The 20,250-nt window shown below is 64.3% G+C and carries 21 protein-coding genes; 6 read left to right on the plus strand and 15 right to left on the minus strand.

The window, feature by feature from the left end; translation table 11 throughout:
• Window positions 1-187 precede the first annotated feature (187 nt).
• From LB553_RS17395 to LB553_RS17405, 3 genes are read right to left on the minus strand one after another with little or no spacing between them, the layout of a single operon-like run.
• Window positions 188-1,156, minus strand: a complete 969-nt coding sequence (locus LB553_RS17395; protein ID WP_224515160.1) for a substrate-binding domain-containing protein — start codon at window positions 1,154-1,156, stop codon at window positions 188-190.
• An 18-nt stretch (window positions 1,157-1,174) separates the two neighbouring features.
• Window positions 1,175-2,470, minus strand: coding sequence for an ABC transporter permease (locus LB553_RS17400; protein ID WP_224515161.1), 1,296 nt, complete (start codon window positions 2,468-2,470; stop codon window positions 1,175-1,177).
• Window positions 2,467-4,047 (minus strand): sugar ABC transporter ATP-binding protein, encoded by a 1,581-nt coding sequence (locus tag LB553_RS17405; protein ID WP_224515163.1) that lies wholly within the window; start codon window positions 4,045-4,047, stop codon window positions 2,467-2,469. Before LB553_RS17405 ends, LB553_RS17400 begins: the two co-directional genes overlap by 4 nt.
• Window positions 4,048-4,264: 217 nt before the next feature.
• On the opposite strand from LB553_RS17405, the gene LB553_RS17410 reads away from it, so the two are divergent.
• Window positions 4,265-5,284 (plus strand): LacI family DNA-binding transcriptional regulator, encoded by a 1,020-nt coding sequence (locus tag LB553_RS17410; protein WP_224515165.1) that lies wholly within the window; start codon window positions 4,265-4,267, stop codon window positions 5,282-5,284.
• Here the strand turns inward: LB553_RS17410 and LB553_RS17415 are convergent.
• The 5 genes from LB553_RS17415 to LB553_RS17435 all read right to left on the minus strand — a co-directional run bounded on the left by LB553_RS17415 (window position 5,274) and on the right by LB553_RS17435 (window position 10,560).
• Window positions 5,274-6,074 carry an inositol monophosphatase family protein gene (locus LB553_RS17415; protein ID WP_224515167.1) on the minus strand — a complete coding sequence of 267 codons (801 nt, stop codon included), beginning with the start codon at window positions 6,072-6,074 and terminating at the stop codon, window positions 5,274-5,276. The two genes, LB553_RS17410 and LB553_RS17415, sit on opposite strands and share 11 nt — an antisense overlap.
• Before the next feature lie 167 nt (window positions 6,075-6,241).
• The gene (locus LB553_RS17420; protein WP_224515169.1) at window positions 6,242-7,240 is read right to left on the minus strand and encodes an LLM class flavin-dependent oxidoreductase; all 999 of its coding nucleotides are present in this window, start codon (window positions 7,238-7,240) and stop codon (window positions 6,242-6,244) included.
• Between the two features lie 3 nt (window positions 7,241-7,243).
• Window positions 7,244-8,065 carry an arylamine N-acetyltransferase family protein gene (locus LB553_RS17425; protein ID WP_224515171.1) on the minus strand — a complete coding sequence of 274 codons (822 nt, stop codon included), beginning with the start codon at window positions 8,063-8,065 and terminating at the stop codon, window positions 7,244-7,246.
• Between the two features lie 88 nt (window positions 8,066-8,153).
• On the minus strand, window positions 8,154-9,323 hold the full coding sequence (locus tag LB553_RS17430) for an AI-2E family transporter (RefSeq protein WP_224515173.1): 1,170 nt from the start codon (window positions 9,321-9,323) through the stop codon (window positions 8,154-8,156).
• A gap of 160 nt (window positions 9,324-9,483) precedes the next feature.
• Window positions 9,484-10,560, minus strand: a complete 1,077-nt coding sequence (locus tag LB553_RS17435) for an LLM class flavin-dependent oxidoreductase (RefSeq protein WP_224515388.1) — start codon at window positions 10,558-10,560, stop codon at window positions 9,484-9,486.
• A 231-nt stretch (window positions 10,561-10,791) separates the two neighbouring features.
• Here LB553_RS17435 and LB553_RS17440 point away from each other — a divergent pair, with 231 nt between their 5' ends.
• Window positions 10,792-11,220 carry a DUF6481 family protein gene (locus LB553_RS17440; protein WP_224515176.1) on the plus strand — a complete coding sequence of 143 codons (429 nt, stop codon included), beginning with the start codon at window positions 10,792-10,794 and terminating at the stop codon, window positions 11,218-11,220.
• Between the two features lie 70 nt (window positions 11,221-11,290).
• Here the strand turns inward: LB553_RS17440 and sugE are convergent, their stop codons facing one another.
• Together sugE and LB553_RS30555 are read right to left on the minus strand one after the other, a co-directional pair.
• Window positions 11,291-11,605 (minus strand): quaternary ammonium compound efflux SMR transporter SugE, encoded by a 315-nt coding sequence (gene sugE / locus LB553_RS17445; protein ID WP_040986423.1) that lies wholly within the window; start codon window positions 11,603-11,605, stop codon window positions 11,291-11,293.
• 196 nt (window positions 11,606-11,801) lie between these two features.
• Complete coding sequence (locus LB553_RS30555) at window positions 11,802-11,927, minus strand: hypothetical protein (protein ID WP_140752416.1); 126 nt, start codon at window positions 11,925-11,927, stop codon at window positions 11,802-11,804.
• 210 nt (window positions 11,928-12,137) lie between these two features.
• Between LB553_RS30555 and LB553_RS17450 the strand changes: the two genes are divergently transcribed.
• Together LB553_RS17450 and LB553_RS17455 are read left to right on the plus strand one after the other, a co-directional pair.
• Window positions 12,138-13,097 carry a cation diffusion facilitator family transporter gene (locus LB553_RS17450; RefSeq protein WP_224515178.1) on the plus strand — a complete coding sequence of 320 codons (960 nt, stop codon included), beginning with the start codon at window positions 12,138-12,140 and terminating at the stop codon, window positions 13,095-13,097.
• Window positions 13,098-13,132: 35 nt separating this feature from the next.
• Window positions 13,133-13,537: a GFA family protein gene (locus tag LB553_RS17455; RefSeq protein ID WP_224515180.1), complete on the plus strand. Its 405-nt coding sequence runs from the start codon at window positions 13,133-13,135 to the stop codon at window positions 13,535-13,537.
• Window positions 13,538-13,672: 135 nt separating this feature from the next.
• On the opposite strand, the gene LB553_RS17460 is transcribed toward LB553_RS17455, so the two are convergent.
• Entirely contained in the window at window positions 13,673-13,996 is a 324-nt protein-coding gene (locus LB553_RS17460; protein WP_224515182.1) for a hypothetical protein, read from the minus strand.
• Window positions 13,997-14,176: 180 nt separating this feature from the next.
• Here LB553_RS17460 and mbfA point away from each other — a divergent pair, with 180 nt between their 5' ends.
• Entirely contained in the window at window positions 14,177-15,160 is a 984-nt protein-coding gene (gene mbfA, locus LB553_RS17465; RefSeq protein WP_224515184.1) for an iron exporter MbfA, read from the plus strand.
• Between the two features lie 42 nt (window positions 15,161-15,202).
• Here mbfA and LB553_RS17470 read toward each other — a convergent pair whose 3' ends face one another.
• Entirely contained in the window at window positions 15,203-15,547 is a 345-nt protein-coding gene (locus LB553_RS17470; protein ID WP_224515186.1) for an antibiotic biosynthesis monooxygenase family protein, read from the minus strand.
• On the minus strand, window positions 15,544-15,912 hold the full coding sequence (locus tag LB553_RS17475) for an NIPSNAP family protein (RefSeq protein WP_224515189.1): 369 nt from the start codon (window positions 15,910-15,912) through the stop codon (window positions 15,544-15,546). The genes LB553_RS17470 and LB553_RS17475 overlap by 4 nt, the downstream gene beginning before the upstream one ends.
• Window positions 15,913-16,080: 168 nt before the next feature.
• Between LB553_RS17475 and LB553_RS17480 the strand changes: the two genes are divergently transcribed.
• Window positions 16,081-16,755 carry an ArsR/SmtB family transcription factor gene (locus LB553_RS17480; protein WP_224515192.1) on the plus strand — a complete coding sequence of 225 codons (675 nt, stop codon included), beginning with the start codon at window positions 16,081-16,083 and terminating at the stop codon, window positions 16,753-16,755.
• A gap of 38 nt (window positions 16,756-16,793) precedes the next feature.
• On the opposite strand, the gene ligD is transcribed toward LB553_RS17480, so the two are convergent.
• Both ligD and LB553_RS17490 read right to left on the minus strand, forming a co-directional pair.
• Window positions 16,794-19,286 (minus strand): DNA ligase D, encoded by a 2,493-nt coding sequence (gene ligD, locus LB553_RS17485; RefSeq protein ID WP_224515194.1) that lies wholly within the window; start codon window positions 19,284-19,286, stop codon window positions 16,794-16,796.
• Between the two features lie 11 nt (window positions 19,287-19,297).
• Entirely contained in the window at window positions 19,298-20,158 is an 861-nt protein-coding gene (locus LB553_RS17490) for a Ku protein (protein ID WP_224515195.1), read from the minus strand.
• Window positions 20,159-20,250 lie beyond the last annotated feature (92 nt).

The raw sequence follows: 20,250 nt of genomic DNA on the forward strand, positions 1-20,250 counted from the left end.
CTAGGGGCATGCAGATCTGCCGACCGGCAAGGTCAGGACTTGCCGTTTCGGGCGTGACTTTCGGTCGCGAAAGAGCGGAAAATGAGCGTTGCGGCGACGCTTCGCGCATACTGCGCAAGCAGTGAGGAGCGCCTGGCGCTCGGGCAAAGCCCTGCCGGGCGCGTTGCCCGGCAGGGCAATTGCGAACTTAGAGCCCGTTGTCCTTCAGGATCTTGGCGGCGTTCTCCTTGGTGATCCTTTCCGTCGGCAGCGTGATGGTCTTCTCGACCTTCTCGCCGTTGAGGAACTTGATCGCCTGGCGCAGGCCCTCGGCGCCCGGCGTGACATAGGTGAAGGTCGCCGTCAGCTCGCCCTTGTTCACCATCTGCACGCCTTCGTTGGGCAGGCCGTCAATGCCGATGAACTTGATGTCCTTCTCACGCCCGACGTCCTTGGCCGCGAGATAGGCGCCATAGGCCATCGGATCGTTGTGGCCATAGACAAGGTCGATCTTCTCGTTGGTCTTCAGCGCGTTGGCCATGATGTTGTAGGCCTGGTCCTGCTTCCAGTCGCCCGACTGCTGGTCGAGCAGGTACTTGATGCCCGGCTCCTTGTCGGTGAATTCATGGAAGCCGTCATGGCGGTCATGCGCAGGCTGCGTGCCCATGCCGCCCCAGATCTCGACGACGTTGCCGGCCGCCTTGCCCTTGCCGCCCAGGAGCTCGACGGCATATTCGCCCGCGGCCCGGCCGATCAGCTTGTTGTCGCCGCCGACGAACTGCGTGTAGTCCTTGGTGTCGACATTGCGGTCGAGCACGAAGACCGGGATCTTGGCGTCGATCGCCTGCTGCACGACGCCGGTGAGACCTGCCGATTCCTTCGGCGACACCAGCAGTGCATCGACCTCCTGGCGGATCAGGTTCTCGACATCGGCGACCTGCTTTTCGGTCTTGTCCTCACCGTCGGTGATGATCAGCTCGACTTCCGGGTGCTTGGCGGCTTCGGCGATGATGTCCTTGTTGAACTGGGCGCGCCAGGGCTCGATGGTCGTCACCTGCGAGAAGCCGATCTTCCACTTCTTGTCCTGGGCAAAGGCGTGGTTGCTGGAAAAGAGAGCGGTCGTCGTCAGAAGTGCCGCCGCGAAGGTGGCGAGCTTCAGCATATCACGTCGTTTCATGGTCCTGTTTCCTCCGGATTATAGAGACGAGGTCTCCTGTGACCGCCGTTTTGCCGCGGCCGTTTCCTTTTGCGCCGTCCGTCCGCCGGGCAGGCGCAGATAGCTTAAGATGTCGCCGGCGTTGCGCTCCTGCACGAGCACGGTGCCGATGATGATCGCCCCCTTCAGCACCAGCTGAAGGTTCGAATTGATGTTGTGCAGCTGCAGGATGTTGGAGAGCAGCCCGAAGATGAGCACGCCGCAGAAGGTGCCGATCAGGCTGCCGCGGCCGCCCATCAGGCTGGTGCCGCCGATGACCACAGCGGCGATGGCGTCGAGCTCCAGCCCGGCGCCGGCGTCCGGCTTGCCTTGCCGGTATTGCGCCACGTAAAGCACCGCCGCGATGCCGGCGAGCAAGCCGGACACGGCATAGGTGGCGATCTTGACGCGCCCTGCCGCAATGCCGGAGAGTCGCGCCGCCTCCTCATTGCCGCCGATGGCATAGACATAGCGGCCGAAGGGCGTGAAGCGCAGCACCGCGCCGTAGATCACGACTGCGCCGAGGAAGAAGAGACCTGGCATCGGCACGACGCCGAACACCAGCGAGCGCAGGATCTCGAAGTCGGCGGTGGCGTTGGAGCCGGTATAGACCGGCAGCACCGCGTTGTTCTGGCCGGCGGTCAGCCTGGCGATGCCGAGCGCCGTTACCATCATCGCGAGTGTCACGATGAAGGGCTGCAGACGGCCGGCGACGATGATGAAGCCGTTGATGGTGCCGAACAGGAGCCCGACGCAAGGCGCCACCAGAAGCACGCCGAGCACGCCGAACTTAGTCTCCACCTGCGGCAGCAGGTACCACAGCGAAAGGCAGCACAGCACCACGCCGACGATGCCCGGGATGACAAGTCCGCGCGTCTTGTCCAGCCGAGCCTCAGGGCCGGCTTGCGCGCCGGCGCAGGATTTCTCGATGTTGAGCAGGATGAAGCGCGTGGCCAGCGCGCCGAGGCAGAGAGCCGCCAGCGCGGTCGTCGGCAAGCCGAGCGCCGCCGACGGGGTGGCGCCCGGCACGGTGAGAAGCATGGCGCAGACGACCGAGCAGATCGCCATCAGCGAGCCGACGGAAAGATCGATACCGCCGGTCAGGATCACCGCGGTCATGCCGGTGGCGATGAGGCCGGTGGTCGACACCTGGCGCAGCACGTCGAGCAGGTTGCCGTAGGATAAGAAGATGTTGTTGCCCTTGGAGCTGATCGGCGAGCCGAAGACGCCGATCAGGAAGATGGCGATCAGCCCCCAATAGAGCTTGGTGCGGGAGAGAAGATTGATGAGGCTCATGCGGCTGGTCTCGCTGCCCGTCTTGGTGCGGCAAGCCGCATGATCGCCTCCTCGCTGGCCTCGGCGCGGGACAGGATTCCGCGCTGGCGGCCCTCCGCCATGACCAGGATGCGGTCGGCCAGATGCAGGAGCTCGGGCAGTTCGGAGCTGATCACGGCGATCGCCAGTCCATCGCCGGCGAGTTTGAAGATGAGGTCGTAGATTTCGCGCTTGGCGCCGACATCGATGCCGCGCGTCGGCTCGTCGAGCAGAAGCACGCGCGGCCGCGTCGCTAGCCATTTGCCGATCACCACCTTCTGCTGGTTGCCGCCGGACAGCGTGCCGGCGGCCTGCTCGATGCTTTCGCAGCGTATGCCGAGCGCGCTCACCGCCTCGCGCGCCAGGCCTTGCTCGCCCGAACGCGAGCGCAGGCCGAAGCGCGCCAGCGCGCCGACCAGCGGCAGCGCGACATTATCGGTGATCGAGGCCTTGAGATGCAGGCCTTGGGTCTTGCGGTCCTCGGTGACCAAAGCGATGCCGAGCCGGCGGGCCTCGCGCGGCGAGCCGATCTCGACCGGCACGCCGTCGAGCCGGATCTCGCCGCCGGTGCGGCCGTCGCTGGAGCCGAAGATCGCCTCGAGGATTTCGGTGCGGCCGGAACCCAATAGCCCGCCTATGCCGAGGATTTCGCCGGCGCAAAGGTCGAAGCCGACACCGTCGATCACCGTGCGCCAGCCATGCCGGTCGGGTTTCGACAGCGACAGGCCCCTGACCGAGAGCACCACCTTGCCGCCGGGGCCGCGCTCATGATCGGAGGACGCCAGAAGGTCGCGCCCGACCATGGCCGAGATGATGGCGTCTTCGCTCAGTCCCGCCATGTCCTCAGTGAAGACATGGCGTCCGTCGCGCAGCACCGTCACCCGGCTCGCCAGGTGCATGACCTCGTCGATGCGATGCGAGATGTAGATGATGGCGACGCCGCTTGCCGCGAGCTGGCGGATAATGCGGAACAGTCGCTCGCACTCGGCCGGCGACAGGGCCGAGGTCGGCTCGTCCATGATCAGGATGCGCGCCGATTTCGACAGCGCCTTGGCGATCTCCACCAGCTGCTGCTCGCCGACCCTCAGCGTGCCGATGCGCGCTTCCGGATCGAGCTCGATGCCGAGACGCTGCAGCAGCGCGCTGGCCGCACGGCTGCTCGCCTTGCGGTCGACGACCAGCCCGGCGATCAGCTTTTCGCGGCCGAGGAAGATGTTGTCGGCGACGCTGAGTTCGGGAACGAGGTTGAGCTCCTGATGGATGATGGCGATGCCGGCGTCTTCGGCATCGCGGACGCCAGCGAAACGGACCGGCTTGCCGTCGACGGCAACAGTGCCTTCGTAATCCGTATAGACGCCGGAGAGGATCTTCATCAGCGTCGACTTGCCGGCGCCGTTCTCGCCCATCAGCGCATGCACCTCGCCGCTTCTGAGATCCAGGCTCACATCGGACAGCGCGGTGATGCCGCCAAACCGCTTGGAAATGCCGGTCGCGCTCAGGACGACGGCGGGACCGGCGGCGGCCACATTGCCAGTCGTGATGGAATCAGCGCGCTGCATGGCAAAGGACGGCCTCCCTCCGTCGTCTTCGATGCCTGAACGCTAATCTAAACGTTTCGAATCTGTCAAGCGTCTATCTAGGCGCTGAGGATTGATGCATTTCAATTCTTGCGAAAAATGCCGGCTTTACGTAGGGTTGGTCGAATAGGGGCGGCTAAACGTTTCGAAAATGACGGTGTCAGAGCGGAAAAACCAGCGGAAATCCACGGCGCCGACCATGCAGCACGTTGCCGAGGCGGCGCGTGTGTCGGTGGCCACTGTCTCGGCATTGCTCAATGGCACCGCCACCGTCAGCCCCGAGCTTACGCAACGCATCGAGCAGGCGATCCGCGACATCGGCTACAAGCGCAATGCCATTGCCCGCAGCCTGAAGATGGGCACCACACGCACCATCGGCCTCACCGTGCCGCACATCACCAACCCGTTCTTCACTGATGTTGTCTCGGTCATCCAGCAGGCGTTCGACCGCGCCGGCTATGCCGTTATGCTGTGCTGCACCGACGAAGATCTGAACACCCAGGACGAGCAGATCCGCCTGCTGCTCGACCGCATGGTCGACGGGCTGATCGTGGCGCGCGTCGGCGACGGCGGCATTCTGAAGGACATCGTCGAGGACGCCAATGTGCCGGTGGTGCTGCTCGACCGTCTCTGCGAGGGCGTCGACACCGACGCGGTAGTGCTGGACAATCGGCGCGCCGTGTTCGACGCCGTCACCTATCTGATCCATCTCGGCCATCGCCGCATCGGCTACATCACCGGCACATCCGACATATCCCCCATGCATGACCGCATGATCGGCTATCGCGAGGCGCTGCAGGCGGCCGGCCTGCCGGTGGCGGAGGAGCTCGTGCGCTCCGGCAACTTCCACGAGATCGACGGCTACAACGCGACCATGCAGCTCTTGTCGCTGCACGACCGGCCGAGCGCGATCTTCTCGGCCAACAACCCGATGGTGATCGGCACCATGAAGGCGATCCGCGACATCGGCCTATCCTGTCCCGAGGACATTTCGGTCGCCTGCTTCGACGATTTCCCCTGGTCGGACGTGTTCGTCCCGCAGCTCACCACCGTGGCGCAGCCGGTGCAGGCGATCGGCGAGCAGGCGGCGAACCTTCTGCTTGACCGGCTGGCCGGCAACCGCGACGCGCCGCCGCGCAAGCTCGTGCTGAAGGGCCGGCTGATGATCCGCAATTCCTGCCGGCCGCTGGGCGCGGTCGCGCAGAGCGTCAGCGCGTAGGTTCGAAGGCCTCTGCGCACAGCGCCTGCAGCTTTGGGAAGATGTGCCTGCCGCCGGTGATCACCCGCGTGCCTTGGTCGATCACCGTCTCCGGATCGGCTTTCAGCATCGTGCCGCCGGCCTCTTCGACCAGCAGCATGCCGGCAAGGCAGTCCCAGGCGTTCATGTGTTCCTCGGCATAGCCGAGCAACCGGCCGGACGCCGCATAGGCAAGCATCAGCGCGCCCGAGGCATTGCGGAAGAAGACGCCGCCTTTGGCCATGATCAGGCCGATGAGCACGACGACATTCTTGGTCGAGGCGCGGTTGGAAAGCCCGGTGCCGACGGCGCCCTCGGAAAGCGACGCCGCATTGCTGGCCTTGATCGGCTTGCCGTTGAGGAAGGCGCCGCCGCCCAGGCGGGCGTAGAACGTCTCGTTGGTCGAAGGCTCATGGATGACGCCGACGATCGTCTCGCCGTCCCTGGCGCAGGCGATCACCACGCACCAGGCGGGAATGCCGCGCACGAAATTGGCGGTGCCGTCGATCGGATCGATCACCCAGACATGACCGGTTGTTCCGGTCACCGCCGCGTGCTCCTCGCCGACGATGCCGTCTTGCGGATAGGCCTCGGCGATCGCGGCGCGGATGAACAGCTCGACCTCGCGGTCGGCCTCGGAAACCAGGTCCTGGTGGCCCTTGCTCTCGACGGCCAGATTGTCGAGGTCGCGAAAATATTTTAGCCCCAGCTCGCCGGCGCGCCGCGCCAGGTCGATGGTGAAATGCATGCGGTCATCGAGATCATGGTTCATGAGCAGGCTCGCGCTTGGCAGGGAGCCTGCCCTTAGAGCAATTCCACGAAAGGTGCGAGCGGTTTTCCGCCCGGAATTGCGTCAAAGCAAAGAGATAGAGCGGTCCGCCGTTTTCGCGAAACGGTGAAAAACTCTATCAGACGGGTATGTCAGAAGCCATGGCGCCGTCAGGCCGCCTTCGACATCGATTTGTGCACGTCGGCGAGGATCTCGAAGGAACGCACGCGCGCTGCGTGGTCGAAGCACTGCGCCGTCACCATCAATTCGTCGGCGCCGGTGCGGCGGATGAAGGCGTCGATGCCCTGGCGCACCGTTTCCGGCGAACCGACGACGGCGCAGGACAGCGCCTGGGCAAGCATGGTTTTCGCCGCTGGATCGAGATCGCGGTCGTAGTTCTCGACCGGCGGCGGCAATTGTCCGGGTCGGCCGATGCGCAGATTGACGAAGGCCTGCTGCAGCGAGCTGAACAGAAGCTTCGCCTCGGCGTCCGTCGGTGCGGCAAAGACATTGACGCCGAGCATGACATAGGGCTTGTCGAGTTGCGCCGACGGCTGGAACCGCGTGCGATAAACCTCCAGCGCATGATGGAGCTCGGCCGGCGCGAAATGCGAGGCGAAGGCGTACGGCAGGCCGAGCAGCGCCGCGAGCTGCGCGCCATAGAGGCTGGAGCCGAGTATCCACACCGGCACGGTCTGGCCTTCGCCGGGCACGGCGCGGATGCGTTGGCCTTCCTCGGCCGGCTGGAAATAGCCCATCAGCTCGACCACGTCCTGCGGGAAATTGTCGGCGCTTTCCAGATTCCGCCGCAGCGCCCGCGCGGTCAGCATGTCGGTGCCCGGCGCGCGGCCGAGGCCGAGGTCGATGCGGCCGGGGAAAAGCGCCGCCAGCGTGCCGAACTGCTCGGCGATCACCAGCGGCGCATGATTGGGCAGCATGATGCCGCCGGCGCCGACGCGGATCGTCTTGGTGCCGCCGGCGACATGCGCGATCACGACGGGCGTCGCTGCGCTGGCGATGCCCGGCATGTTGTGATGCTCGGCCAGCCAGTAGCGCCGGTAGCCCAGACGCTCGGCGTGGCGGGCGAGGTCAAGCGAATTGGCAAGCGACTGCGAGGCGGTGCTGCCTTGCGTGATCGGCGACAGGTCGAGAACCGAAAGGTCAGTCATTGGTCAGGTCTCCACGATGCGTTTTTCCCGCAGCCTCGCCTCGAAGGGGGCGCGGTCGGGAATGACGATGGCGAGCTGGTTCTCCAGCACGTCGGCGAGCTCGGGAGCCGTCGCGATCTCGCGCTGCTCGCTGCGGCCGCCGGCACGATGCGTCGACAGCCGGTTGTTGCGCAGCGCATAGCGCCGGTCGGGCAGGGCCAGCGCGGCAACCAGCGTGGTCAGGAAATGCGAGCTCGGATGCGTCGAGAGGAAATGGCTGGCGACCCGGTTGTCGACCTCATAGGCCTGGCTCATATCGAAGCGATAGAGCGTGCGCCAATCCCCGCCGACATCGGCCTGCAGGCGGAATTGTCCGCCGGTCTCGACGAGGCGAAAGGTTTCGTGTGGCGTCTGCTGCTCCAGCCCGGGTTGCAAAAGCAGAGGCGCCGTCAGGGTCAGGCCGCCGAAGCCGACATCGGCAATGTAAGTGCGGCCGCCGAGCTCGATGCGCAGCAGCATATGGCTGCGCGCGGTAATGGCGTCGTCCGGCTGGCCCCAGAGCACGCGGGCGGCAAGTCCGCTGACGGTGAAGCCCAGCGCGTCAAGCGCGTGCATGAAGACCAGATTGTGCTCGAAGCAATAGCCGCCACGGCCATGGCGAAAAATCTTGTCCTGCAGCGAAGCGATGTCGAGGCCGACGGAAACGCCCATCAAGGCATCGATGTTCTCGAACGGGATCGCCTGCGGGTGCGCGGCGTGCAGCGCCTGCAGCGTGGCCAGCGAAGGGTTGGCCGGTCCGCCATAACCGATGCGGGCGAAATAGCCATCGAGATCGAAGTCGCTCATTCAGGGGCAGGTCCGGCTTGACCGAGCCGATATAGGCACTGGTCACCGGTGTCGCAAACAATGGCCGAGGTTTGAGATTGGGCCAGCCTCACGCCGCCGGATTGTGATTGTTCCCGGCCGGCTCTTCATCGACGACAGCCGTATGTTGCGCCGCCAGGAAATTGCCGACCGGGCTCAGGTTTTCGAAATGGTCGCAAAAAACCTTGATGACGACCAGCAGCGGCACCGCCATCAACGCGCCGACGAAGCCCCACAGCCAGGACCAGAAGGCGATGGCGATGAAGATCGCCACCGCATTGATCTCGAGGCGTCGCCCGACCACCGTCGGCGTCACGAACTGTCCTTCGACGATGTCGCACAACACCACGAAGGCCGGCGCCAGGAGCGCATAGGCGATCGTGTCGAAGCTGATCAGCGCGATGACGGCGACGATCAAGACGGTCATCAGCGCGCCGACATAGGGCAGGAAATTGAGCAATGCCGCCATCGCCCCCCAGACCAGCGGATTGGGCATGCCGAGCGCCCAGAGACCCAGTCCGATCACCGTGCCAAGACCCATGTTGATGATTGAGACCGTGAGCAGATAGTGCGAAATCTCGCGCTCGACGTCATAGACGATACGCAACGCCCGCTTCTTTTGCGTCATACTGGTGAAAGACTGAACGATCTTCTCGTAGAACAGCGTGCCGGAGGCGAGCAGGAACAGCGAGAGCACGAACACTATGGTGATCGCGGTGCCGGCTTCCAGGATGTTGCTGGCCGCCGTGGATAGGATGCCGGAAGGCGCGACCGCGACCCGTTGAAGGCCGGGCTCCTGCGAGGTCTCCGTCAGCGCCTCCAATTGACGTGCAAGATCCATCATCCTTTCGAGCGGCCGCTTAAACGGCGCCAGCCGTTCCGTCAGCTGCTGGCCGATCGAATAGGAGTTGTTGATGAGGTCGATGACCGGGCCGCTGAGCAGATAGCCGGCGGTGGCGAAAATGAAGATCGACAGCAGCACGAGCAGCGTCGCCGAGACCACTTCCGGAATGCCGCGCTTGCGCAGGAAGCGCACGATCGGCGTCAGCGTCAACGCCAGCAGGAACGCAAGTATCACCGGCATGAAGAAGGCGCGGGCGAAATAGAGCGCGGCCGCCGTCACCAGAATGAAGATTCCGATCACCAGCGAGCGCATCAGGCGCATGTCCGCCCGCGCCTCGGCGCGCGCGTCAGGATTTTCGGTAACGCTTGCGCCCGAAGCGATCGGTTCGGTTTTCATCGGTTCCCCTAGAGCAATTCCAGGAAAAGTATGAGCGGTTTTCCGTCCGGAATTGCGTCAAAACAAGGCACCGCAACCGGTGCAATCGACGGGGAAAACGTGCTCGCCGCGCCAAGGTTCCGTTAGCCGGCGATCATGGAGGACCTCGGGCAGCTGCCGCTCAGGCGCCAGTCACCCTCGACATTGCAGCCGGCGCAGGGGATGCCGCCTCTGCCGTCTCCCTGCGCACGATCGGCGCCACCTTGGTGCCGTAGAGCTCGATCGCCTTCATGATCCTGGCGTGCGGCATGGTGCCGATCGCCATTTGCAGCAGGAAGCGGTCGTTGCCGAAGATCTTGTGTTGGGCGACGATCTTTTCCGCCACGGCCTCAGGACTGCCGACGAAGAGCGCGCCGTTCGGGCCCCGCGCCTGATCGAAATGCGCGCGCGAGGTCGGACCCCAGCCGCGCTCGCGGCCGATGCGGTTCATCACCTCGGCCTGCGGTGCGTAGAAATCGTCGGCCGCCTGTTCGGTCGTCTCGGCGATGAAGCCGTGCACGTTGATGCTGGTGGCAAGCGTTGCCGGATCGGTGCCGGCGCGTCGCGCCGCCTCGCGGTAGATCTCGAACAGCGGCGCGAAGCGGGCCGGCTCGCCGCCGATAATGGCAAGCGCCAGCGGCAGGCCGAGCACGCCTGCGCGGGCGGCGGATTGCGGCGTGCCGCCGATGGCGATCCAGATCGGCAGCTTTTCCTGCAATGGACGCGGATAGACGCCGCGGCCGTTGATCGGCGCGCGCAGCTTGCCCTGCCACGTCACCTTGACCTGGTCGCGGATGGCCAAAAGCAGGTCGAGCTTTTCGGCGAAGAGCTCGTCATAGTCCTCGAGGTTGTAGCCGAACAGTGGGAAGGATTCGATGAAGGAACCGCGCCCGGCCATGATCTCGGCGCGGCCGTTGGATAGAAGGTCAAGCGTCGCGAATTGCTGGAAGACGCGCACCGGATCGTCGGAGGAGAGCACGGTGACCGCGCTGGTGAGCTTGATGCGCTTCGTGCGCTCGGCCGCCGCGGCCAGCGCCACCACAGGCGCCGAGGCCGCGTAGTCGGGGCGGTGATGCTCGCCGAGGCCGAACACGTCGAGGCCGACCTGGTCGGCCAGCTCGATTTCCTCGATGAGGTTGCGCAGCCGCTCATGAGGGCCGATCGCGCCGGTGCCCGGCTCCGGGCTGACATCGGCGAAAGTGTAGAGACCGAGTTCCATCTGGTTGCGTCCTAGGGCGTTCATGTGGATGTTGCTTGTCGGCGCTAGACGTAACGATCTGCCTTGCCGACCGCCAGAGGTGCGGTCTGTGAACAGTGCATCGCGCATCGCCGCGCCGTATCCCTGCGGCAACAAGCCCGGATTTTTCATGGCTGGCATACCGAATTGGCGCTTGAACTCGGCGCTTTCACGCGTATGTAAGCGTCGCGAATAGACTGCAGGGAAGTACACTTGGCTATCTACAGGGAAAAAGACATTTTCGAGCGGCGCAACGCCGCGAACGAGGCAAAGAAGGCGCTGCTCGAGCGCTTCAAGGCAAAGCCGGCGGCGGATGATCCAGCCGTTCTGGCCCGCCAGGCCGAACGCAAGGCTATCCTTGAGGCCCGCGCCATCCGCGAGGCCGAAAAGGCAAGACTGAAGCAGGAAAAGCTGGCGCGTGAAGCGGCCGAAAAGGCCGAACGCGAGGCGATTGCCGAAGCGGCGCGTCTTGCGGCGGAAGCGGCGGCGGCCGAAGAGGCCAGGCGCCGCGAGGCCGAGGAGGCCCAGCGGATCGCGCTTGAGCTCGCCGACGAGGCCGAGCGCAAGGCCAAGCGTGACGCACGCTACGCCGCCCGCAAGGCGCGCGTCGGCAGGGCGCCTCCGGGCTTCTCCGCCCGCTAAGTTCGGGTTTGCTGAAAAATGAGTCAGGGTCGCCGAAAGCGGCCCTGAACGTGTTTGTGCCTGAAAACGCTCAAGCTACCAGTTTGAGGCCGACGATGCCGCAAACGATCAGGCCGATACATGCGAGCCGGACAGCGGTCGCGGGCTCGCCGAGCAGCCAGATCCCGAGCAGCGCCGTGCCGACGGTGCCGATGCCGGTCCACACCGCATAGGCCGTGCCGACAGGCAGCGTCTTCAACGCCAGGCCGAGCAGGCCGAGGCTGACGATCATCGAGGCGATGGTAAGAAGGGTCGGCAGCGGTTTGGAGAAGCCGTCGGTATATTTGAGACCGATCGCCCAGCCGATCTCGAAAAGGCCGGCGAAGAAAAGAAATATCCAGGACATCTAAGCACTCCGTCATCCAGCATCGGCTGGGATGCTCGGTGTGGCGGGTCGTCCCGGCCGGTTTTTCGGACAAAGCGAGGTCGTCCTCGCCCCTGGATATAGGGTGCCCTTGTTTTTTACGATCAACAAAACACCGGCAGCATGGCATGCTGCCGGTTGAAGCCTGGATCGAGCCGGGTCGGCCGAAGCCGGTCGCTTACTTTTCCTTGATGCGCAGCGCCTTGACCGGCGGCGCCTTCGGAGCCGGGGCCGCGGCGGGCTTCTTGGCATCCTTCTTCGGCTTGCGGGGTTCCTTGCCCGCCTTCATCGCACCTTTTGCCATGATTCGCTCCTCCGGTTTGTGGGCGGTCCAACTGAAACAAGAGAAATGCCGGACTGCAAGAGGCTGTGCCGCTTTGCGAAGCCGGCCGATCGGCTGTCAACCGATTTCCGGCTCGACACCGCTTCGAAACCTCGCAGGGGCTGGCGCATTGTCTGTGGAGCTTCAAGGGGCGGGCCGCTAAGCTCGGGCGCGGGGCAGGTCGGAGATCGGATGGCAGGACATAGCGGATCGAAACGGGTGATCTACGCTGCGCTTGCCGGCAATCTGGCGATCGCGCTCACCAAATTCGCGGCGGCAGCCTTCACCGGTTCGTCCGCCATGCTGTCGGAAGGCGTGCATTCGCTGGTCGACACAGGCAACGGCACGCTGCTCCTCTACGGCATGCATCGCGCCGCGCGGCCGCCCGACCGCACGCATCCGCTCGGCCACGGGCGCGAGCTCTATTTCTGGAGCCTCATCGTCGCGCTTCTGGTGTTCGCGCTCGGCGCCGGCGTGTCCTTCTATGAGGGCGTCACCCACATCATGGCGCCCGAACCGGTCGTCAATGCCAAGGTCAACTATACCGTGCTCGGCCTCTCCTTCCTCTTCGAGGGCAGCTCATGGCTGGTCGCGCTGAAGGAGTTTCGGCAGCAGAAGGGCAGGCAAGGCTGGATCCAGGCGGTGCGCCGCAGCAAGGATCCCAGCGTCTATACGGTGCTGTTCGAGGACAGCGCCGCGCTGCTCGGCCTCACCGTCGCCTTCGCCGGCATCCTGTCCGCCGAACTCCTGGAGATCCCCGAGCTCGACGGCGTCGGTTCGATCGGCATTGCGATCATTCTCGGAGCGACGGCGGTCTTCCTGGCGCGCGAAAGCAAGGGACTGCTCTTGGGCGAGCCCGCCTCCCCGGAAGTGCAGCGCCAGGTCCTGGAGATCGCCCAGGCGGATCCGGCGGTGCAGCGGGCGAACGGGATAGTGAGCGTCCATATCGGCCCGGAGGAGATCGTCGCGGGCTTGAGCATCGAATTCGAAGATCATCTCACCGCGCCCGAGATCGAAGCCTGCGTCGAGCGCCTGGAAGCAAGGCTCCAGCAGGAAATGCCGCAAATCTCCAGGCTCTTCGTCAAGCCTCAGGCCACTGGCACATGGGAGCGGCGGCGCAAGGCCATGGCCGAGGCTGCGGACGAGAGTTAGGTTGAGCAGAGCGAAACTTGTGAGGAGGACGGCCGATGAAGATCGAGGGCGGATGCCATTGCGGGGCAATCACCTATGAGGCGGAGGTCGATCCTGAGAAGACCTCGATCTGCCACTGCACGGACTGCCAGCAGCTGACCGGCACGGCCTTTCGCGTCACCGTTCCGGCGCCGGAAAGCGACTACAGGATCACCAAGGGCACGCCGAAAGTGTATATCAAGACCGGATCCAGCGGCGCCAAGCGCGCGCAGGCGTTTTGCGGCGAATGCGGATCGCATCTTTTTGCGACGTCGGTAGGCGATGGACCGAAAGTCTATGGCATCAGGGTGGGCACGGCGCGCCAGCGCGACCAACTGGTGCCGAGAAGACAGGTCTGGCACCGCTCGGCGTTGCACTGGCTGCCGGAAATCGAAGGCATCACGACCATCGAGGAGCAGTAGCGGCTATACAGGCTGGGCGGAGCGTTCCAGACCTCGGGAATTGGCAGGAGCCCGCCGTCGCCTTCGCCCGCCTTGCGCGGTTCAACGTCGTGCAGGCGCTCGATCGACTCCCTCAAGAAGCGAAGGACCGTCCCTTCACCCCAAGAGCGTCTTCGTCCTTTTGCTGCCGCCCAGCTTGCGCCAATTGTTGAAGCGGTGGGTGGCGGCGGCGAAGGAGATCTTCATCTGCTGGGCGACGGTGTAGCGCGACTTCCCCTCGTCGAACATGCGATAGCAGCACTCGACGCCTTCCTCGGTGAGCTTGCCGTCGGGTGTCTTGTTGTGCGGATTGGCGGGATCGAATTTCTCGATCTGCTGCTCGACCAGATCCTTGAGGCGCTGCAGGTCGGCCTCGATGCTGGCGATGAGGTCGAGAACGGGCTTCGCATCGAATGCGTGCGGAGGCTTCTTGTCCGTCATTCGGTTGGTCTCCTTCAATTTCGGCTGTTGCCGTCCATATAGGCAAACATTCGGCAATAATGAAGAGCGGCCCGAACGCGCTGGGATCAAGCATTTGCGAGCGCGTCGACGGCGCCGGCGATTGACGGCAGGCGGTCAAGATCCTAGTTTAGAACGATTCTAAACTAGAGTGATCCCATCATGCTTTCCCGTGTTTTCGGCTTCGGCCGCCGTTCCTTCGATTCGCTGTCGGAGCAGGAGATCCTGGCGCTGGCGATCTCTTCCGAGGAAGATGACGGGCGCATCTACCGCGCCTATGCCGATGGGCTGGCAGAAGATTTTCCGCAATCGGCAAAAGTGTTCGAGGCGATGGCCGAGGAGGAGGATGGCCATCGCGATTCCCTCATCGAGCTTTACCGCAAGCGCTTCGGCGAGCGCATCCCGCTGATCCGGCGCGAGCATGTGAAGGGCTATTTCGAGCGCAAGCCGGACTGGCTAGTGAAGCCGCTCGGCATCGAGCATGTGCGGCGGCAGGCCGAGGAAATGGAGCGGCAGGCCTATCGCTTCTATGTCGAGGCGGCCAAGCGCACCACCGACGCCTCGACGCGAAAGCTGCTCGACGACCTCGCCGTGGCCGAGCAGGGCCATGAGAGCTCGGCGCATGAACTGGAGCAGGAGCATGTGCCGGGCACGGTCAAGATGGAGGAGGCGACGGCCGAGCAACGCCAATTCATCCTCACCTATGTGCAGCCGGGGCTGGCCGGGCTGATGGACGGGTCGGTGTCGACGCTGGCGCCGATCTTCGCCGCTGCCTTCGCGACGCATGCGACATTCCAGACTTTCCTCGTCGGCCTTGCCGCCTCGATCGGCGCCGGCATTTCTATGGGCTTCACCGAAGTCGCCTCCGACGACGGCAAGCTGTCGGGGCGCGGTTCGCCGATCAAGCGCGGCCTCACCGTCGGCATCATGACGACGCTGGGCGGGCTCGGCCATGCGCTGCCCTATCTCATTCCCCATTTCTGGACAGCGACGATCGTTGCGGCGGTCGTGGTGTTCTTCGAGCTCTGGGCGATCGCCTTCATCCAGAACCGCTACATGCAGACGCCCTTCTGGCGCGCCGCCTTCCAGGTGGTGCTGGGCGGCGCGCTGGTGTTCGGCGCGGGCGTGCTGATCGGGAATGCTTAGCTCTTTACCTTCTCCCTTTGCGGGAGAAGGGAGCGCCGCGCTTCATCCATTCACGACGCGACTATCCTCCGGTGCCTCTGCCCTTTCCTCCATACCGTAGTCGCGCACGACATGGGCGATGCGCAGACGGTAGCCGGCAAAGATGCCGCCGCGGCCGGCCTGCTGGGCCTGCCGGTGCTCCGTAGTGTTGCGCCAGGCCTTCACCGCTTCCTCATCGCGCCAGAAGGACAATGACAGCACCCGCTTGGGATCGGTCAGGCTCTGGAAGCGCTCGACCGAGACGAAGCCGTCGATGCTCTCGAGCAGCGGCTTAAGCTCGGCGGCGATGCCGAGATAGGCATCGCGCTTGCCTTCGGCCGGCTCGACCTCGAAGATGACAGCAATCATGCTTCTATTTCCTCCTTGGCGGTCACGTCGGTGCGAAAGAACTGTCTTGGGCCATGTGGGCCGGAGACCAGCTTCAGAAAGACGCGATCTTCCTTCAAGATGAATTTCTCGCGCCGCGCGAATTCGTAATTTGCCTTGCCCGCCGGGTCGGCGGCAAGCCGCGCGCGATAGGCTTCATAGGCTGCGAGGCTCTCGATGCTGTAGGCGGCATAGGCCGTGGTGGCCGAGCCCTCATGCGGCGCGTAATAGCCGATCAGGTCGGCGCCGCAGCGCGGAATGGCCTGGCCCCAGGCCCGCGCATATTGCTCGAAGGCGGCCTTGCCGAACGGGTCGATCTCGTAGCGGATGAAACAGGTGATGGTCATGTCGTCTCCTCGTCCGTTGGTTTTCGACGACGACGGTTCGACCACGGTCGAAACATCGTTTCCGTGATTGTGCTAGGCATTCTCCTGTCAGGAGTGTTTGCCCGGGCTGCTTGAGATGGCCCCAGGATAATGCCTCTCTGACGGGAATGCTTCGATGAGGATCGAACCATGCGTGAAGGACCGGACATTGCCCGCATCGCCAGCCTGGTCGGCGACCCGGCGCGCGCCAACATGCTCAACGCTCTCATGGGCGGCACGGCGCTGACGGCGTCGGAACTGGCGCTGGAAGCCGGCGTGTCGCTGCCCACCGCTTCCTCGCATCTGTCGAAGCTGATGGAGGGCGGGCTGCTCACCTTGGCCAGCCAGGGCCGCCACCGCTATTACGGCCTCGCCAGCGCGCAAGTGGCCGGCATGATCGAGGCGATCATCGGCGTTGCCGAGGCGGTCGGCCCGAAACGGGTGCGGCCCGGTCCGCGCGACGCGGCGATGCGCGTGGCGCGCGTCTGCTACGATCACCTCGCCGGCGAGCAGGCGGTGGCCATGCTCGACCGGCTGTTCGATAGGAAGCTTTTGCTGCGCGAGGACAACCAGATCAGGCTCTCGTCAGCCGGCGTCTCGCATTTTTCCGCGCTCGGCATCGAGACCCACGTCAAGGCGCGGCGGCCGGTGTGCCGCGCCTGCCTCGACTGGAGCGTGCGGCGCTCGCATCTGGCCGGCACGCTGGGCGCCGCCATCCTCGACAAGATCATCGCCGAGAGATGGGCGCGGCGCGAGAAGGACAGCCGCGCCGTGGTGTTCTCGCCGACGGGCAGGCAGGCGTTCGAGAGGGTGTTTCTCTCCTAGGCGGACAATCTCACGATGCTGTCCCTCGGCGCTGAAAATCACCCCCGCTTCAGCACCTTCCCCAGCTTGAAGAACTCGTTCCACGGATCGGCCTTCTTCAGCTGGGCCAGCGTGGATGCATCGCCAAGCGGGAAGGCATTCGGCGCAAGCCCTTTCTCGATCTCCGGCCAGGTCACCGGCATGGATATCGTGGCGCCCTTCTTGGCGCGCGAGGAATAGGGCGCGACCGTGGTCGCGCCGCGGCCGTTGCGCAGATAGTCGACAAAGATCTTTCCGGTTCGGGCCTTCTTCGACAATGTCGAGGTGTAGCGGTCGGGCGCAGCCTGCTCCAGGGCGCGGGCGAAATCATGCGCGAAGTCCTTGACCTCGTCCCACTCCGCCGAGGGTTTCAGCGGCACCAGCACATGATAGCCCTTGCCGCCGGAAGTCTTGACCAGGTTGGGCAGCGACAGCTCGTCGAGCTGCTTGCGAATGTCGAGCGCCGCCTCGCGCACGCGGCTGGCGTCGATGCCTTCGTCCGGATCGAGATCGAAGATGATCTGGTCCGGCTTTTCCAGCTGGTCGATGGTCGAGCCCCAGATATGGACCTCGACCACGCCGTACTGGACGAGCGCCGCCAGCCCGTCGAAGTCCTTGATGTAGAGGATCTCCTCGCCATCGGTGGGATCTTTCATGCGGGCGATCTTGTCGCTCATGCCGGGCGAGGCGTGTTTCTGGAAGAAGCGCTGGCCGTGGATGCCATCCGGTGCGCGCACCAAGCTCAGCGGCCGGTTGACGACGAATTCAGCCATGCGCGGCCAGACCAGCGCGTAGTGATCGAGCAGGTCCTGTTTCGAAACCTTCTCGTCGGGCCACAGCAGCTTGTCGGGATGCGAGAGTTTTATCGAGGTTTTCGCCGCTCCGGCTGAGGTCTTGACGGGTTTTCCGCCCGGCTTTGCTTCGCTCCCGGCCTGCTTCGGCTTTTCCTGCACGACTTCCTCCGCCGGCTTGTCCTCGCGAAGCCCCTGGAAGGAGGCGTGGCGGATTATACGGTCGGATGTCCAGCTGCGAAACTCTACCTCGCCGACAAGTTCCGGCTTGACGAAGGTGAGGCCCTTGCCCTTGGGCACCGCGGTCGAGAAAGGCGAGGTCTTCGTCTCGAGGCTGTCGAGCTTCTTTTTCAGATCCGTCATCACCTTGCCGGAAAAACCGGTGCCGACACGGCCGGCATAATGCAGCTTGCCGCCTTCATTGAAGCCGACCAGCAGCGAGCGCAGGCCGCGGCCCGTCTTGTCCGAAGGCAGATAGCCGCCGATGACGAATTCCTGCCGGAGCGTGCATTTCGACTTGATCCAGCTGAGGCCGCGCCCGCTGCGATAGGGCGCGTCGGCGCGCTTCGACACCACACCTTCCAGGCCCATGCGGCAGACATGCTGCAGCATGATCTTGCCGGGCTCGTGGAAATGATCGCTGAAGCGCAGCGCCGAATCCTCGGACTGTTCGCCGAGCAGCTCGGCCAGCGCCTGCTTGCGCTCGACCAGCGGCTCGCGGCGCAGATCCTCGCCGTCGAGCCGCATCAGGTCGAAGACATAATAGATGAAGCGGTCGGCGCGGCGCGCCGACAGATCCGCCTGCAGCAACGGGAAGGACGACACGCCGCTGTCGGCGAGCACCACGATCTCGCCGTCGATGATGGCGTCGCGGCATTTCAATTTGGCCAGCGCGGTGGTGACCGGGCCCTCGAATTTCCCGGTCCAGTCGAGGCCGGCGCGGGTGAGCAGCCTGACCTCGCTGCCTTCGATCTGCGCCTGCATGCGGTAGCCGTCGAACTTCACTTCATGCAGCCAGTCGTCGCCGCCGGGCGCTTCCTTCTCCAGCGTCGCCAGCTGCGGCTCGACGAATTCGAGGCGCCTCACCTGCCCGGCCTTGGCTTTGGCAGGCTTGTTGGATTGCCAGACTCTCGGTGTCTGCCCCTTGGCGGCCTTGCCCTCGCCGACTTCCTCGATGGTCAGGCCGGATTTAACCGAACGAGGCTCCTCCACCAGAATGTCCTCGCCGGGCCGGGCGGCGGCGTCATCGGATTTGATCAGCAGCCAGTTGTCGCGCTTCTCGCCGGGGCGGGGCTTCAGCCTGACCAGATGCCAGCGGCCGTTGAGCTTGTGTCCTTGGAGCTCGAAGTCGATATGGCCCTTCTTCATGCCCTTGGCCGGATCGCCATCCGACGTCCATGTGCCTTCATCCCATACCAGGACCGAGCCGCCGCCATATTGGCCCTTCGGAATGGTGCCTTCGAAGGAAGCATAATCGATCGGATGGTCCTCGACATGCACGGCCAGCCGCTTCTCATGCGGGTCGAGGCTCGGGCCGCGTGTCACCGCCCAGCTCCACAAGACGCCGTCATGCTCGAGGCGGAAATCGTAATGAAGCCGCGTCGCGGCATGTTTCTGGACGACGAAGATGCCGCCGGCCTGCTTGCCGCGCGTCACCTTGCCGGTCGGCTCGGCGGTTTTCTTGAAATCGCGTTTGGCGTGATATTGTTCAAGGCTGGCCATCGGCGTGGCTCCTATGCGGACTTGCGCTTCGGCGCGGCCTTGGCCTTCGCCCGTTTGGCCGGCGACTTGGACGATGCCTTGCTGGCTTTGCCGTCATCCGCATTGAGGCTCTGCTTCAGCGCGTCGAACAGATTGACGACATTGGACGGTTTCGGCGATGCCTTGGCCTTTGGCGCCTTTCTGCCCGCCTTCTTGGCGCGGACCAGCTCGAGCAGCGATTCCTCGTAGTGATCCCTGAATTTGGCGGGGTCGAACTTCGCCTTCTTCTTGTCGATGATATGCTCGGCCAGTTCGACCATCTCGCCGTCCAGCTTCACGGACTGAATATCGGCGAAGATGGCGGACGCGTCGCGCACCGTATCGCCGTAACGCAGCGTCGTCAGCAGCATGCCTTTGCCAAACGGCTCGATCACCGCCGGGCGCTCGCGCTGATAAAGCACGATGCGGGCGAGGCCGGCCATTTTCTTCTCGGCCAGGGCATCGCGAATGACGGCGAAAGCCTCCTCCGACACCTTGTCGGCCGGCGAGACGTAATAGGGCGTGTCGAGGTAAACCTGGTCGATCGAAGCCTTGTCGACGAAGCCGTTGAGATCGAGCGTGTGCGAGGACTCGATCTGGACCGCTTCGATATCCTCGTCCTCGATGCGGATGAATTCGTCCTTGCCGACCTCGAAGCCCCTGACCTTCTCATCCTCTTCCAGCGGCTTGCCGCTTTTCTGGTCGACATAGACACGCCGGACCCTGTTGCCGGTCTTGCGGTTGAGGATGTGGAAGGACACCTTTTCGGCGTGGGTGACGACGTTGCTCAGTTCGATGGCGCAGGTGACCAGTGAAAGCTTGAGATAACCGCTCCAGGCGGGACGCGGCGCCATGACGAACTCCTTGCAGCATCGGACAAACCGAAACGGCCGGGGCGCCGCTTCGGTTCCCGGACAGGAAGGCCGACGCCACGTGCGCCGGCCTT

Origin of the sequence: Mesorhizobium sp. CA8 (genome assembly GCF_020164955.1) — a bacterium.
Classification (GTDB): Bacteria; Pseudomonadota; Alphaproteobacteria; order Rhizobiales; family Rhizobiaceae; genus Mesorhizobium.